Source organism: Shinella sp. GW821-FHT11G07, from assembly GCF_058808115.1.
This window is the reverse complement of record NZ_JBXARJ010000001.1, coordinates 446,240-460,759: the sequence shown is the minus strand read 5'-3', so window position 1 is coordinate 460,759 and position 14,520 is coordinate 446,240. Positions and strand designations below refer to the sequence as shown.

Annotated in this window: 11 protein-coding genes; 7 read left to right on the top strand and 4 right to left on the bottom strand. The window is 61.8% G+C overall.

Features of this window, described 5'->3' with window-relative positions; all coding sequences use genetic code 11:
* Positions 1-5: 5 nt before the first annotated feature.
* Positions 6-887 (bottom strand): LysR family transcriptional regulator, encoded by an 882-nt coding sequence (locus AC1RT2_RS02045; RefSeq protein ID WP_493099013.1) that lies wholly within the window; start codon positions 885-887, stop codon positions 6-8.
* A gap of 97 nt (positions 888-984) precedes the next feature.
* Here AC1RT2_RS02045 and AC1RT2_RS02040 point away from each other — a divergent pair, with 97 nt between their 5' ends.
* Positions 985-1,731 carry a sulfite exporter TauE/SafE family protein gene (locus AC1RT2_RS02040; RefSeq protein WP_493099011.1) on the top strand — a complete coding sequence of 249 codons (747 nt, stop codon included), beginning with the start codon at positions 985-987 and terminating at the stop codon, positions 1,729-1,731.
* A gap of 27 nt (positions 1,732-1,758) precedes the next feature.
* Here AC1RT2_RS02040 and AC1RT2_RS02035 read toward each other — a convergent pair whose 3' ends face one another.
* The gene (locus tag AC1RT2_RS02035) at positions 1,759-2,388 is read right to left on the bottom strand and encodes a TetR/AcrR family transcriptional regulator (protein ID WP_493099009.1); all 630 of its coding nucleotides are present in this window, start codon (positions 2,386-2,388) and stop codon (positions 1,759-1,761) included.
* 145 nt (positions 2,389-2,533) lie between these two features.
* Here AC1RT2_RS02035 and AC1RT2_RS02030 point away from each other — a divergent pair, with 145 nt between their 5' ends.
* The gene (locus AC1RT2_RS02030; RefSeq protein WP_493099007.1) at positions 2,534-4,570 is read left to right on the top strand and encodes an oxidoreductase; all 2,037 of its coding nucleotides are present in this window, start codon (positions 2,534-2,536) and stop codon (positions 4,568-4,570) included.
* A gap of 34 nt (positions 4,571-4,604) precedes the next feature.
* Here AC1RT2_RS02030 and AC1RT2_RS02025 read toward each other — a convergent pair whose 3' ends face one another.
* Entirely contained in the window at positions 4,605-5,291 is a 687-nt protein-coding gene (locus tag AC1RT2_RS02025; protein ID WP_150130150.1) for an imm11 family protein, read from the bottom strand.
* A gap of 209 nt (positions 5,292-5,500) precedes the next feature.
* Positions 5,501-8,071, bottom strand: a complete 2,571-nt coding sequence (gene acnA, locus AC1RT2_RS02020; protein WP_493099004.1) for an aconitate hydratase AcnA — start codon at positions 8,069-8,071, stop codon at positions 5,501-5,503.
* A gap of 180 nt (positions 8,072-8,251) precedes the next feature.
* Between acnA and AC1RT2_RS02015 the strand changes: the two genes are divergently transcribed.
* The 5 genes from AC1RT2_RS02015 to AC1RT2_RS01995 all read left to right on the top strand — a co-directional run bounded on the left by AC1RT2_RS02015 (position 8,252) and on the right by AC1RT2_RS01995 (position 14,489).
* Complete coding sequence (locus tag AC1RT2_RS02015; protein ID WP_493099002.1) at positions 8,252-9,178, top strand: GntR family transcriptional regulator; 927 nt, start codon at positions 8,252-8,254, stop codon at positions 9,176-9,178.
* An 88-nt stretch (positions 9,179-9,266) separates the two neighbouring features.
* Positions 9,267-10,361 (top strand): isocitrate/isopropylmalate dehydrogenase family protein, encoded by a 1,095-nt coding sequence (locus AC1RT2_RS02010; RefSeq protein WP_493099000.1) that lies wholly within the window; start codon positions 9,267-9,269, stop codon positions 10,359-10,361.
* 130 nt (positions 10,362-10,491) lie between these two features.
* A complete protein-coding gene (locus AC1RT2_RS02005; RefSeq protein WP_493098998.1) occupies positions 10,492-11,598 on the top strand; it encodes an ABC transporter substrate-binding protein in 1,107 nt (368 codons plus the stop codon).
* 61 nt (positions 11,599-11,659) lie between these two features.
* Entirely contained in the window at positions 11,660-13,420 is a 1,761-nt protein-coding gene (locus AC1RT2_RS02000) for an ABC transporter permease (protein WP_493098996.1), read from the top strand.
* Positions 13,413-14,489, top strand: a complete 1,077-nt coding sequence (locus tag AC1RT2_RS01995) for an ABC transporter ATP-binding protein (RefSeq protein ID WP_493098994.1) — start codon at positions 13,413-13,415, stop codon at positions 14,487-14,489. The genes AC1RT2_RS02000 and AC1RT2_RS01995 overlap by 8 nt, the downstream gene beginning before the upstream one ends.
* Positions 14,490-14,520 lie beyond the last annotated feature (31 nt).

The window sequence follows — 14,520 nt, the reverse complement described above, 5'->3', positions numbered from 1 at the left end:
GAAGGTCAGCCGCTCGCCGCCAGATGCGTGAGGAGTTGCTGGGCGGCTGGATCAAGCGGTCGCGTTTCCTGGAAACACAACAGAAGTTGGCGTGTCGCCCAGCGATCGCTCAGTCGCACGCAAGCGATTGGCAGGCTGCGGCGGCACCGCCGGCCGGCGACCTGCGGAACAATGCCGAAGCCGACGCCCGCAGCCACCTGCCGGCAGATCCCTTCGAAGGTGCGCAGACGCACGCGTGGGTAAAGCTTTTGCCCGGTGCGTAGAGCTTGCTGGTCGATATGATCCTGCAGCGCGCCTGCAAAGCCGACATAGTCTTCGCCGAGCATGTCCGGGAAGGCGATCTGCTTTTGCAGCGCCATCGGATGGTCTCGCGGCAGCACGATGACGAGGCGATCCACGGCAAAGGGCAGGGTGGCAAGCGGGGTGGTGTCAACGGCGTCGGAGACGATGCCGAACGCTGCGGCCCCGCGAGCAACCCCGGCAATTGTCTCGCGGCTCGGCCGCTCGGCAAGATCGACATCGACTTGTCGGTGGGCCGCTAACCATGGCGCGAGGCGTTCCGGCAGGAACTCGGTGATGGCGGCCGTATTGGCCAGAATGCGGATCGAGGACCGCAGGCCCCGAGCGTGTTCGGACATTTCGACATGCATGGTGCCGACCTGGTGCAGGACGAGGCGGGCGTGATGCGCAAGCGTGTCACCGGCACGGGTGGGCGTCACGCCGCGGCGTCCGCGTTCGAGAAGCTGCACGCCACCGGAGGCCTCCATGTCGCGCAGCCGTTCACTGGCCGCGGCCACGGACAGGTTCGCCGCCTGGGCGCCATGCGTGATGCTGCCGGCCTCCACGATAGCCAGAAAGAGACGCAGGTTGGCAAGGTCGAAGCGCATTTTCAGGGCGTAACACAAATCAGCTTTCGGATAAACCGAAGGCTGGTGCCGGATCTTCCCGCTTGTGACGGGTGCCGCCAGGCCGTTAGCTCCCGGCATGGATCAGAACGGCGTCTTCATCATCATCGCAACCTTCTTTCTTGCCGGCATCGTGAAGGGCATCACCGGCATGGGCCTGCCGACTGTCGCGATGGGCGTGCTGGGAGCGGTGCTGTCACCGCTGACGGCCGCGACATTGCTGCTCGTGCCTTCCTTCGTCACCAATGTCTGGCAATTGCTGACTGGCCCCCGTTTCAAGCCGCTCCTGCGACGGCTGTGGCCGATGATGGCCGCGGTGATCGTCGGCACCTTCGCCGGCTCGACGCTGCTTGCGAGCGGTGCTTCCGGTCGCACCACGGTCGCGCTTGGCCTCACCCTCGTCGCCTATGCCGCCTATACGCTTTGCGCGGCTCCAAGGCGTATACCGGCGTCCTGGCAGCCCGTCGCATCGCCTTTAGTTGGCTTCGTAACGGGTCTGGTGACGGGCGCCACCGGCGTCTTCGTCATTCCAGCCGTTCCCTATCTTCAGGCACTCGAACTGGAAAAGGACGAGCTGGTCCAGGCGCTCGGACTGTCCTTTACCGTCTCCACCATCGCCCTTGCCGTGGCGCTCGGACTTCACGGTGCGCTGCCCGCCGGAAACCTGGTTCCCTCGCTTCTCGCCGTCGTCCCGGCGCTGATCGGCATGGCGGCCGGGCAGGCGATCCGCCATCGCATCAGCTCATCGGCCTTCCGGCGTGGTTTCCTCGTCTGTCTGCTGCTGCTGGGATGTGAAATGGCGCTTCGACCGCTCTTCGTCGGCTGAAGTCTTCGGCGATCTCGCGAGCGATCCTCATTCCGGTTTGTAACCGTGCCGCGCAAAGAAGCGGTCGAGTTCTCGCTGCTGGGGAGCTTGGCCGGTATAGATCGCGATATATTCCGGGATACGCTTCATGCGGAGCGCGAGATCCTCCGTAGACTGCATTGAGATATATCCGATCTGGACCAGGTAGGTCGTTCGCGCGCGAACGTCCGCCGCACCGTCATCGTACCCGAACCGAATGAACATGCGGCCGATCGCGTCCATTCTCGTCTGGTCGGCCGCATGGACCTCTGCCTGGATTTCCGGCGACTGTAGTGCCCAGCTGCGGACTGCGAATTCGAGTTGAGAGTCGAACAACTCCTTGTTCAGCCAGCAGTCGAAGACGTTCAGCATCGCTTCGGCGAGCGATTCCGCATAGGCCCCGGCGAGCTTCACAAGATTGCCGGTGTTCTTTTCCCGCCAGCGCGCAATCAGCGCACTCAACAGTTCCTCCCGGTCCTTAAAGAACCAGTAGAAACTGGTCCGGGAGAGATTGAGCCGCTTTGCGAGCGGCAGAATTTTGACCGAATCCACGCCGGATTCGAGCAGCGCGTCGTAGGCCGCGTCCAGCCATGCCCCATGAGAGCCCCGCCACCCGCTGTCGATCGTCGCTTGTTCCATGGTTGCTTCCTAACAAAACCCGGGCGTCGCCACAAGGGAATGTACAGTGCTGTCGATATTATAAACGATACTGTTTTCAAATGTTGACACATATGTACATTCCCGCTTACCGTCATGACAAAGTCCCTCAATCCGGAGCCGTCGCATGTCGAACGATCCCCTGCTTCAAACCTACCAGCTGAAGCATCTGACCCTCCGCAACCGCATCATCGTCACGTCGCACGAGCCGGCCTATCCGGAAGATGGCATGCCGAAAGGCCGCTACCGTGCCTATACCGTGGAGCGGGCGAGGGGCGGGGTGGCGTTGACCATGACGGCGGGTTCGGCCGCCGTCTCGAAGGATAGCCCGCCGGTCTTCAACAACTTGCTCGCCTACAAGGACGAGATCGTTCCGTGGATCCGGGAGATGACCGACGCCGTGCATGAAGAGGGTGCGGCGATCATGATCCAGCTCACCCATCTCGGCCGCCGTACGCGCTGGGACAAGGGCGACTGGCTGCCCGTCGTCGCGCCGTCGCATCATCGCGAGGCGGCTCACCGGGCGTTTCCCAAGAAGCTGGAAGATTGGGACATCGAGCGCATCATCAAGGATTTTGCCGATGCGGCCGAGCGCATGAAGGCCGGCGGCATGGATGGCGTCGAGCTGGAGGCCTATGGCCATCTCATTGACCAGTTCACCTCGCCGCTTACCAACGAGCTCGACGGCCCCTATGGCGGCTCGCTCGACAATCGCATGCGTTTCTGTTTCGACGTGTTCAAGGCAATGCGCAAACGGGTCGGCGACCACTTCATCCTCGGCGTGCGCTACACGGCCGACGAATGTCTTCCCGGCGGGACCGGAAAGGCCGAAGGCCTGGAAATCTCCCGCCGTCTCAAGGAAAGCGGCCTGATCGACTACCTGAACGTCATCCGCGGCCATATCGATACGGACCCCGGCCTGACCGACGTCATCCCGATCCAGGGCATGGCAAGCGCACCGCATTTGGACTTTGCCAGCGACATCCGCGCTGCAACCAAATTCCCGACTTTCCACGCAGCGAAGATCCAGGATGTGGCGACCGCGCGGCACGCTATCGCCGCCGGCAAGGTCGATATGATCGGCATGACCCGCGCCCACATGACCGACCCGCATATCCTGCGCAAGATCATCGAAAAGCGCGAGGATGATATTCGTCCCTGCGTCGGCGCGAATTACTGTCTTGATCGCATCTACCAAGGCGGTCTTGCCTTCTGTATCCACAACGCGGCGACCGGCCGCGAGGAGACGATGCCGCACGCGATTGCGAAGGCGGATACGCGCCGGAAAGTGGTGATAGTCGGCGCCGGCCCGGCGGGCCTCGAGGCGGCGCGCGTCTCCGCCGAGCGCGGACACGAGGTCGTGGTCTTCGAAGCGGCGAACAATCCGGGCGGCCAGATCCGCCTGACGGCGCAGAGCGAGCGCCGACGTGAAATGATCGGCATTATCGACTGGCGCATGCGCCAGTGCGAAAAACACGGCGTCACATTCCGCTTCAACACCTGGGCGGAAGCCGATGCAATCACGGCGGAAAACCCCGATGTCGTCATCATCGCGACGGGCGGTCTGCCGCATACCGATGTGCTCACCAAGGGCAACGAGTTGGTCGTCTCCTCCTGGGATATCATCTCGGGCGACGTGAAGCCGGGCAGCAACGTGCTCATCTATGACGATGCCGGCGACCATGCCGGCCTGCAGGCGGCCGAGTTCATCGCCAAGGCGGGCGGGAAGGTCGAGATCATGACGCCGGACCGCGCCTTTGCGCCGGAAGTCATGGCAATGAACCTCGTGCCCTATATGCGCTCGCTGCAGAAGCTCGATACGACATTCACCGTCACCTACAAGCTGGACGCTGCGGAAAAGAGCGGCAACCAGCTCATCGCCCATGTCGGCAGCGACTATGGCGGCATCGCCAAGCAGCGCGTGGTCGACCAGATCGTCGTCAACCACGGCACCATCCCGCTGGACGACCTCTATTTCGAGCTCAAGCCGGGATCGAGAAACCTCGGCGAGGTCTCCTATGACGAACTGTTGTCCGGCGCGCCGCAGACCGTCGAGCGCAATCCGAACGGCACTTACCAGCTCTACAGGATCGGCGATGCCGTCGCGGCGCGCAACACGCACGCGGCCATCTACGATGCGCTACGCCTTGCCAAGGATCTTTGACGATGGTGCGCCGGGCTCTGGTATTGTCTGTCCGTTAGGACACGCCCAGCCAATCAAGCTCCCCGATTGGCGTGAATTGCAGGCCGGTGATTTTTGCAGTTTCACACGCCTGGCGAAACTCGGCCGAGACGAAATGCACCGGCACAAGAAAGTACTTGTCCACCCAGAAATGCCTGCCCGCCACCTTGGATGAATCGATGACGAAGCGTGCCTGCGGGATCGACTTGTCCTGGCGGCTGGGATCGTCCCGCCAGCTCCATCCGCGCGCCGTGTTGGTCGTGAAGACATAGGTCGTCTGCGTACGGTCTGCGGTGTCGATCCGTTGTGTGGGATGGACGATCCAGCGGTCCGGCGCAGCACTGTCGTCCTTCCACATCATCGTCAGAGGGTGAAGTTGATGCATGCCCGGCTCCATGGCTTCAACGACATCGCGAAACCGCGCCGTGGCCAGGTATTGTGGGACTTGGTATAGAACGTCGGGCAGAGGCCTGACCCGCTGCGTGGCCAGAAAGCGGATTCTGTTCGGCAGCGTCGCCGGGATCAGCGGTATGCCGTATCCGAGGACGCCTTTCTTCTGACCTTGAAAGCCGGCTCCACCATCGAATGCGCCGTCAACATAGCGTATCTGGCGGGACCAGTCCGCTATAGGACGGCCCTCGTCATCTATGATCTCCTGGTTGATGATGGGGAGCAGCATTGGCGAACTCATCGTGTAGATCAATGTTTGCGTCCTCGACAAAGGGTATCCAGAACCATCGACGTGGGATGCCGGCGATGATGGGTAAAACGGCAGGCGAATGATGGCGACTGGCGGGAAATATTTCGTTATTGGTCGAAAAGAGTGCGATGGGACAACCGATGCCCTCGGGGTCGATCGAAGATCATGCCGCCACGTCAAGGCATGAAGGTGTCCCTCCAAATGGCATCACCTCATGGACGTCGGGCAGGAGACAGGATCGCCTGGATCATTCCACCTGATGTGAGGATATCGGCCTCCCGCTCTGTTTCCACCGCGGCCCTTCCTGCCAGATGCTGGCAATCGCCGTTTGCACGCCGGACGGTCAAGGCCACCGTGCATCTGGGCTCCACGACAGCTGCGTAGACCTGGAGCATGTCCTGCACGCCGATGGAAAATGGCACATCGCGCGCAAGCTCGATGGGAAGGATACCCATGCCGATGAGGTTCGTGCGGTGAATGCGTTCGAAGCTGCGCGCGATGACCGCGCGCACGCCGAGGAGCGCCACGCCCTTCGCGGCCCAGTCGCGCGAGGAGCCGGTGCCGTACCGCTCGCCTGCAACGATGACGACCGAGCGGCCCTCCTGCCGGTAGCGCTCGGCTATCTCAGAGAGCGGCCCCTCCTCCATCGTGGGTGCGTGGACGGTTCGCGAGGCCGGCCGGTTATCGATCAGCAGGTTGCAGGCGCTGCGATTGTCGAACAGGCCGTGCACCATGACCTCCCAGTTCCCGCGCCGGGCGGCATAAACGTTAAGATCGTTTGATGGTGCGCCCCGCGCAACGAGGTGTTTGCCGGCAAGGCTGCCGGCACTGATCTGGCCGGCCGGCGAGATATGGTCCGTGGTCATGTCATCGCCGAGGACAAGCAATGGATGCGCTGAATAGGTTCCGAGACGACTTGCCGTGCGGGTGTCGGCGAAGGGCGGCCGGCGGATATAGGTAGACGCTTCGTCCCACGGGAAGCGCGGGGACGCAGGAGCATCGAGCGCCTCCCATGCGCTATTCGTTGCGGCTTGTGAGAAGGCTTGCCCGAAATCGGCAGGATCGGAAAAGGCGTGCATGATGGCATAGATTTCCGCGCGGGAGGGGAGAAGGTCGCCAAGAACGAGTGGTTCGCCGTTCCGTCTGCGGGCGATTTTACGGTTCATGGGGTCCGGGATCAGTTTTCCGACAAGGGAGAGCGCGACGACGAGCGGGGGGGCTGCGAGAAAGCCGAATTGTAGGCTTGGATGGACACGCCCGGGAAAGTTCCGGTTTCCGGAGAGAAGGGCGGCTGCGACAGTTCCCTCCTCGACCGCCGTTGCCATGTCAGCTTGCAGGGGGCCGGAATTGCCGATGCAGGTCGTGCATCCGTGGCCGACGATGCCGAAGCCCAGGGCCTCCAGATCGCCCAGCAGGCCGCTGAGGGCCAGGAAACGTTCGGCAGAGGGCGAGCCCGGTGCCAGCGAAGTCTTCACCCAGATCGGTGGTCGAAGGCCGAGATGCCGCGCCTTGCGCGCAACGAGGCCGGCCGCAGCGAGCAGATGCTGGTCGGACGTGTTGGTACAGCTGGTAATGGCGGCAATGGCAATGGCACCGTCCGGTATGGTTTTCCCCTCTTGGAAGAGGCGACCACTCGCAGCCTCCAGCGCCTCGGCGGCCGCCGCGACGGGCAACTTGTCCTGCGGACGGCGCGGCCCCGCAAGGAGGGGCTCGATCGCGGACAGGTCCAGATCGATCACCCGACTGTAGCGCGGCTCGACTACCGGATCGAACCACAGGCAGAGCGTTTTTGCAGCGTTTTCAACGAAGGTACAGTGCTCGGCCGTGCGGCCGGTCTGGCGGAGGTAGCTGATCGTCTGTTCATCGACTGGAAAGAAGCCGGTCGTCGCACCGTATTCAGGTGCCATATTGGCGACCACGGCACGGTCGCCGCCGGTCAGCGTAGAAACACCTTCGCCGAAAAATTCGACGAATTCGCCGGATAGGCCGTGTTCTCTAAGCAGATGCGTGACATCCAGCGCAAGGTCCGTCGAAAACACACCCGGCCCCAGCCGCCCCCGCAGCCGAACGCCGACGACGTCAGGCAGGCGGATCGTCACCGGCATGCCGAAGAACACGCTTTCGGCCTCAAGGCCTCCGACGCCCCACGCGAGAACGCCAATACCGTTGATCATCGGTGTGTGGCTGTCCGTTCCGATCAGCGTGTCCGGTGCCGCCCAGCGCTCGCCGTTCCGGTCGACGATGTCCATGATCGTGGCAAGCTGTTCGAGATTCAGCGTATGCATGATGCCGGTGCCGGGCGGGTGGACCCGCACGCCGGGCAGGGCGGCAGTCGCCCATTTCATCAGCCGGTAGCGTTCGCTGTTTCGCTCCATTTCGCGACGCATATTGTGTTCGCGCGCTCCGCTTCGGCCGTACCAGTCGACGGCGACGCTGTGGTCAACCGAAACGTCGACGGGCAGAACGGGCGTCAGCGTCGAAGGGTCGCCGCCGGCTTCAGCGATGGCGTCGCGCATGGCCGCGATATCCACCAGCGCCGGCACACAGGTCGTATCGTGCATGAGCACGCGGGATGGATGGAAGTCGACTGCCGCTTCACTGGTCCCGTCACGTAGCCAGATGCGCAAGGCTTCGGTGAAAGCGAAGAGGTGGTCCGGATCCCTTCGGGCCACGTTTTCAAGCAGGATACGCAGCACGAACGGCAGGCGATGGACCTCTCCGAAAGCGCTTCGGAGATCGACGGCATTGACGGGGCCGGTCGCTGTTTCGATCCGTAAAGCCATACGTCTTCTCCAAATTGATTTTTTAAGTTTAAAAAAGCAATTAATGGAAGGTGTCAACGGTTTTCCGCCAATTCATTGGCTTTTAACCGGGCGGATGTGCAAAAATCGAACATCCTGTTTATTTCGGGACGGGCATGAATTAGCGTGCCGCGAATGCCCCCAGAGGATCGGACACGAACCATGCGCTCCAGCCAGCTCGCCCAGACCATCGCGAACGAAATCACTCTTCTCGTCACATCCGGCGAGCTTTTGGTTGGCGAGCACCTGAAGACCCAGCAGTTGGCCGATCGCTTCGGGGTTTCGCGGTCTCCAGTGCGTGAGGCTATGGAGATGCTCGCGAGCCAGGGGCTCCTGGAGCAGAAGGAGAATCGCGGCTTCTTCGTTAAGGAGGCGAACGACGGTGTCGTCGAGCAGGTGCGTGACGACACCGAACCCTTCGAGATTGCAAACGACTACCAGCGGCTGGCGGAAGACTGGCTGACGGACCGTATCCCCGCCGAAGTGACCGAGCAGATGCTTCGTGAGCGCTACGCGCTGACGAAGTCGCAGCTCAACGATGTCCTCATGCGTGCCACCCGCGAGGGCTGGGCGGAGCGCAAGCAGGGTTATGGCTGGCGCTTCCTGCCCGTCGCCAAGACACCGGAGGCTTTCGAGCAGATCTATCGTTTCCGCATGCTGATCGAGCCCGCCGCCATGCTGGAGCCGGAATTCCGGCTTGACCGGAAAATCATCGAGGAGCAGCGACGTGTCCAGCTGCGCATGCTGGAGATTGATATAGAGCGCCTGCCGGCCGAACGGCTGCTGCACAACGGCGCGCTCTTCCATGAAGAGCTGATCAAAATGTCGAACAATCCTTTTTTCCACATCTCCCTGGTTCGCGTGAACCGGATGCGACGCCTTCTGGAATATCGCTCGCGCGTCGACCGTAGTCGCACAGTGCGGCAGTGCCGGGAGCATCTCGAAATCCTCGATCTTCTGGAACGCGGTGAGGTCGTGGAGGCCTCCTATGCGATGCGCCGTCACCTCGGTGGCGCGCTCTCCAAAAAGTCGCCCGTAACCTGGTCCTGGTCCCATCAGGCGCATGAAAAAGGCGATCCAGAAAAATAGGTATTGCATTTTTGAATTTAAAAAACCAATAATCTGCTCGTGACGTTGCGCGGCGATCTTGCTTGCCGCCTCATGGGAGATTGGTTTGATGAGAATATTCGTGACGCCGTGTGATGGGATTGGCCCGGAGATCACCGCGGCAACTATGGACGTCCTGAAGGCGGCGGATGCGGCGTTTTCGCTTGGTCTGGACTTCCATTTTGAAGAAACGGGCTTTGCGAGCCTGGAGAAGTACGGTTCAACTCTGCGAGACGAGACGCTGGACCGGGCGCGCACCTTCGACGGCATCATCCTCGGACCGCAATCCCACATGGATTACCCTGCGCGCGACAAGGGCGGCGTGAACGTCTCGGCTGGCTTCCGCGTCAAGCTCGATCTCTATGCGAACGTACGCCCAGCGCGCTCGCGCCCGTTCCTGAACGATGCCAAGACGATGGACCTCGTTATCATGCGCGAGGCGACGGAAGGCTTCTATCCCGACCGCAACATGTATGCCGGCACGGGCGAATTCATGCCGACGCCGGATGTGGCGCTTTCCGTGCGCAAGATCACGGCTTCGGCCTGCGAGCGTATTGCACGCCAGGCCTTCCTGCTTGCGATGAAGCGCAACAGGAAGGTGACGGCGGTCCACAAGGCCAACAACTTCATTCTCACGGACGGCCTGTTCCTGCAGCAGGTGCGGAAGGTCGCAGCCGAATTCCCGGAGGTCACGCTCAACGAATTTATCATCGACGCGATGGCCGCCCATCTGGTGCGCGACCCGTCCCGCTTCGACGTTATCGTCGCGACGAACTTCTATTCGGATATTCTGTCAGATCTGGCGAGCGAACTGTCAGGCAGTCTCGGCCTTGCCGGCTCGATCAACGCCAATGCCGAGACCGGCCTCGTCTGCGCCCAGGCGCAGCACGGTTCGGCGCCGGATATCCAGAACCAGAACATCGCCAACCCGACCTCGCTCATCCTGTCCGCGGCAATGATGCTGAGCTGGCTCGGTGAACGGCGCGGTCTACCGCAGTTCGAGGCGGCCGGTGCGGACATCGAGCGGGCAGTCGACGCGGTTCTCGCGGACCCGGCGTCGAGGACCCGCGATCTCGGTGGCAATACGAGTACGGACGCATTCGGTGCACTTGTCGCCGGTGCCGTTCAATCGGGAGACGGCGAGCGGAAATTCGCCAGCGCCTGAGAAAGTGTTTTGTATTTTAAATTTTTAAAATCCAAAATGCAAATCATGGGAAAGCGGGGCAGGGAGTGGCCCTCGCGTGGCTGCTCGCGCTCGCTTTGGAGTGCGGGCCTATCTTTTGGGAGAAGAGATGATGAATAGCAATGTATCCGCCCGCACGGCCGTCTTCGCCGTCAGCACGGCGTTCATGACGGCCTTCGGCGCATCCGCATTCGCACAGGAAGTGCCCGTCGGCTACCCCGCCGACTACGCGGGCGTTGTTACCGCGGCGAAGGAGGAGGGCACCGTCTCGGTCTATACTTCGACCGACGCCGCCCAGTCGCAGAAACTGCAGGATGCCTTCACCAAGAAGTACGGCATCAAGATCGCCTACAATGACCTAGGCACGAATGGCTCCTACAATCAGGTGATCTCGGAAGCCGCTGCCGGCCAGACGACGGCGGACATCGTCTGGAGCTCTGCCATGGACCTCCAGATGACGTTAGTCCAGGAAGGCTATGCTGCCGAATATGCCACCCCGGAAGCGGCCAGCCTCCCGGCTTGGGCGAACTACAAGAACATGCTGTTCGGCACGACCGTCGAGCCGATCGGCATGATCTACAACACCAAGGCGCTGTCGGAAGACAAATTGCCGAAGACCTATGCGGAGCTGATCAGCTTCCTCAAGGACAACAAGACCGAGCTTCAGGGCAAGTTGGCGACCTTCGATCCGGAAAAGAGCGGCTCTGGCTTCCTGCATCACTCCAACGATGCCCGCAACCGACCAGACTTCTGGGACCTCGCCAAGGCCATGGGCGAGGACGGTGCAAAAATCTATTCAAGCTCCGGCGGCATGAAGGAAACGGTGGTTTCGGGCGAAAACGTCATCGCCATCAACATTATCGGCTCCTATGCGCTGGACTGGGTGAAGGAAAGCCCGAACCTCGGCGTGCATTTCGCCGTCGACTATACACCGGCCTTCTCGCGCCTCGCGCTGATCACCAAGGATGCGCCGCATTCGAACGCCGCCAGGCTCTTCGTTGATTTCATGTTGTCGAGCGAAGGCCAGTCGCTTCTCGCGGAAGGCGGACTGCCGTCGGTGCGCGAGGACGTGACCGCCGGTCTCAATATCAAGACGCTGAACGAGCGTGTCGGCGGCGGCCTGAAGCCGATCGCCGTCGACGAAGGCGTGCTCGAATACATGGAGCCGACGAAGCGCGTGCAGTTTTTCGACGACTGGAAAGCCGCCCTCGGCCGCTGATGCTTAGCCGGTCGCGGCGCGCCAGCGCCGCGACCCCGCCACGTTTTGCGAGAGGCATAGAATGTCCACCCACATCCAAGCGCCAGCTGCAGTCCCGCTGACGAAAGCCGCAGCCGAAAAGAAGTATCCGGCGAAGATGCCGCGGCACGGCAATGCGACCGCCTACCGGCGCATCGTCATCGGCCTGCTCGCGCTCGCCGTGCTGGCACCCGTCGGCCTGATCATCTACCAGAGTTTCCTGACGGCTGCGTTCTTCAGCCCACGTGCGCGGTTCGGGTTCGATGCATACGGATACGTCTTCACCGACAAGAATTTCTACAAGGCGCTCGGCACGACTGCGGTCTTCTCCTTCGGCATGGTGTCGATTGCCGTGCCGCTTGGCGGCCTGCTTGCCTTCCTGATCACACGCACGGATATCAAGGCAAAGCGCCTGCTCGAAATCCTCGTGCTCGTGCCGATGTTCATTTCATCAATCGTGCTCGCCTTCGGCTATACGGTCTCTGTCGGCCCGACCGGTTTCGTTTCGCTCTTCATCCGCGATATGATCGGGATCGTGCCCTGGAACATCTACAGCCTGCCGGGCATGATCCTGATTGCCGGCCTCAGCCATGTGCCGCACGTCTATCTCTATGTCTCCTCGGCCATGCGCAACCTGCCGTCGGATCTCGAAGAGGCTGCCCGCACGACCGGCGCCTCGATCTGGCAGGTCTCGCGTGACGTCACGCTGCCCATGGTGCTGCCAGCGCTGATTTTCGCCGCCGCGCTCAACATCCTGCTCGGTTTCGAGACCTTCGGCATTCCGCTGGTGCTCGGCGATCCGAACGGCATCATGGTGCTCACCACCTATATCTACAAGCTCACCACGTTGTTCGGCACGCCCACCTACCAGCTGATGGCGGTCGTCGCCGTGGTGCTCGTCCTCATCACGCTACCGCTCGTCTGGATGCAGCGCAGACTGCTGCGAAATACCCGCAAATATGCCGCGATGGGTGGCAAGGGCGCGCGTGTCTCCACCTTGAAGCTCGGCATGAGCGGCCAGGTCATCGCGCTGTCGATCATCGGATTCTGGTTGTTCGTCTCGGTCGTCCTGCCGATTGGCGGCATTACGGTGCGTGCCTTCGTCGATGCCTGGGGTGAGGGCGTCAATCTGTGGGATCATCTCACGCTCTCCAATTTCGACCGCATGCTGGAAGTTCCGAGCCTTGTGCGCGGCATTACCAACACGGTGCTTCTCTCCGTCGTCGGCGGCGCCGTCGCGGTCGGCATCTACCTGATGGTCGGCCTTGCGGGCCATCGCAACTGGGGTCTGTCGAACACCGTGCTCGACTATCTCGTGCTCTTGCCGCGCGCTTTGCCGGGCCTTGTCATCGGCCTTGCGTTCTTCTGGGTCTTCCTCTTCGTGCCGCTGCTGACGCCGCTGCGCCCGACGCTGGTCAGTCTTTTCATCGCCTATGTCGTCGTCGGCCTCTCCTATGGCCTGCGCCTCCTTCAGGGCACGCTCATCCAGGTCGCACCGGAACTCGAGGAATCCGCGCGCACAACCGGCGCCACGATCGGCCGGACCTGGATGGACGTGGTAATCCCGATCATTCGGCCCGGCCTTGCCGGTGCCTGGGCGCTCATCATGATCATCTTCCTTCGCGAATATGCGACAGGCGTCTACCTCATGAGTGCGGGCACGGAAGTGATCGGTTCGCTGATGGTTTCGCTTCTGCAGACCGGCGCCATGAACACGATCGCCGCCCTTTCCCTCATCAGCATCGTCTTGACGGGCGCAGGCCTCGCACTCGCCCTCCGTTTGGGAGCAAAAATCCATGACTGAACTCGTTGTCAGCAATGTCCAGAAATGGCTGGGCGGTTTGCAAATCTTGAAGGGCGCCTCGTTTACGGCGCAACGTGGCTCCATCGTCGCTTTGCTCGGCGCCTCGGGTAGCGGCAAGACAACTCTTCTTCGCTGTATCGCCGGCCTCGAACAGCCGGAAATCGGCCAGATAATCATCGGCAGCAAGACCGTGCTCGATGGCGAAAAGAAACTCGCCCTGCCGCCCGAGCAGCGCAATATCGGCCTCGTCTTTCAGTCCTATGCGCTCTGGCCGCACCGCACCGTTAAGGAGAATGTCGGCTACGGCTTGAAGCTGCGGAACGTTGTGCAAGCCGACATCGAGAAACGCGTTCGGGCCATCCTCGATCGCATGGGACTTGGCCATCTTGCCGATCGCTTCCCCTCGCAGCTTTCGGGCGGCCAGCAGCAGCGCGTCGCGATCTGCCGGGCGCTGGTCTATGAACCGCGTGTTCTGCTGCTCGACGAGCCGCTGTCCAACCTCGATGCGAAGCTGCGCGAGGAAGCGCGCTACTGGATTCGCAAGCTGATACTCGACCTCGAAATCTGCGCCATCCTGGTCACACACGACCAGAGCGAAGCGCTTGCGGCCGCCGACAACATTCTCCTCCTGCAGGACGGTCGCATCGTCCAGCAGGGCGGCCCGCAGGAAATCTACTCCAACCCGAACAGTTTCTATTCGGCGGATTTCCTGGGTGCCAACAACATCGTAAAGGCTAGGGTGAAGACCGTCGATGGCAAGGCGGCCGTCATTGGCGGCGACAGCTGGAGCCTCGACGGCTCGGTGCGCGAAGCGGCCGGGTTGAGCGTCGCGCAGGACGTCCGGGCGGTCATCCGCGTCGAGCAGATCAGCGTCAACGACCGGCCCGAGGCTGGCGGCATCGAGATGAACCTCGACGACAGCATCTACCTCGGTGACCGCTGGGAATACCGTCTTCGCCGCGGCGATTTCGTCGCCAGGGCACACGGCGCCAAACAGCTTTCGTCCGGAACGGTCTGGGCCCGCATACCCTCGGAAAGCGTCTGGGTGTTTTCGGCCAGCCAGCAATAGCTAGCCGTCTATGGTGGCCGCCACATCTTCC

Bases quoted from the DNA above. Each gene is read 5' to 3' on its own strand.
- AC1RT2_RS02040 (WP_493099011.1), top strand. From the start codon at position 985: ATGGATCAGAACGGCGTCTTCATCATCATCGCAACCTTCTTTCTTGCC.
- AC1RT2_RS02045 (WP_493099013.1), bottom strand. From the start codon at position 887: ATGCGCTTCGACCTTGCCAACCTGCGTCTCTTTCTGGCTATCGTGGAG.
- AC1RT2_RS02035 (WP_493099009.1), bottom strand. From the start codon at position 2,388: ATGGAACAAGCGACGATCGACAGCGGGTGGCGGGGCTCTCATGGGGCA.
- AC1RT2_RS01995 (WP_493098994.1), top strand. From the start codon at position 13,413: ATGACTGAACTCGTTGTCAGCAATGTCCAGAAATGGCTGGGCGGTTTG.
- acnA (WP_493099004.1), bottom strand. From the start codon at position 8,071: ATGGCTTTACGGATCGAAACAGCGACCGGCCCCGTCAATGCCGTCGAT.
- AC1RT2_RS02005 (WP_493098998.1), top strand. From the start codon at position 10,492: ATGAATAGCAATGTATCCGCCCGCACGGCCGTCTTCGCCGTCAGCACG.
- AC1RT2_RS02010 (WP_493099000.1), top strand. From the start codon at position 9,267: ATGAGAATATTCGTGACGCCGTGTGATGGGATTGGCCCGGAGATCACC.
- AC1RT2_RS02015 (WP_493099002.1), top strand. From the start codon at position 8,252: ATGCGCTCCAGCCAGCTCGCCCAGACCATCGCGAACGAAATCACTCTT.
- AC1RT2_RS02030 (WP_493099007.1), top strand. From the start codon at position 2,534: ATGTCGAACGATCCCCTGCTTCAAACCTACCAGCTGAAGCATCTGACC.
- AC1RT2_RS02000 (WP_493098996.1), top strand. From the start codon at position 11,660: ATGTCCACCCACATCCAAGCGCCAGCTGCAGTCCCGCTGACGAAAGCC.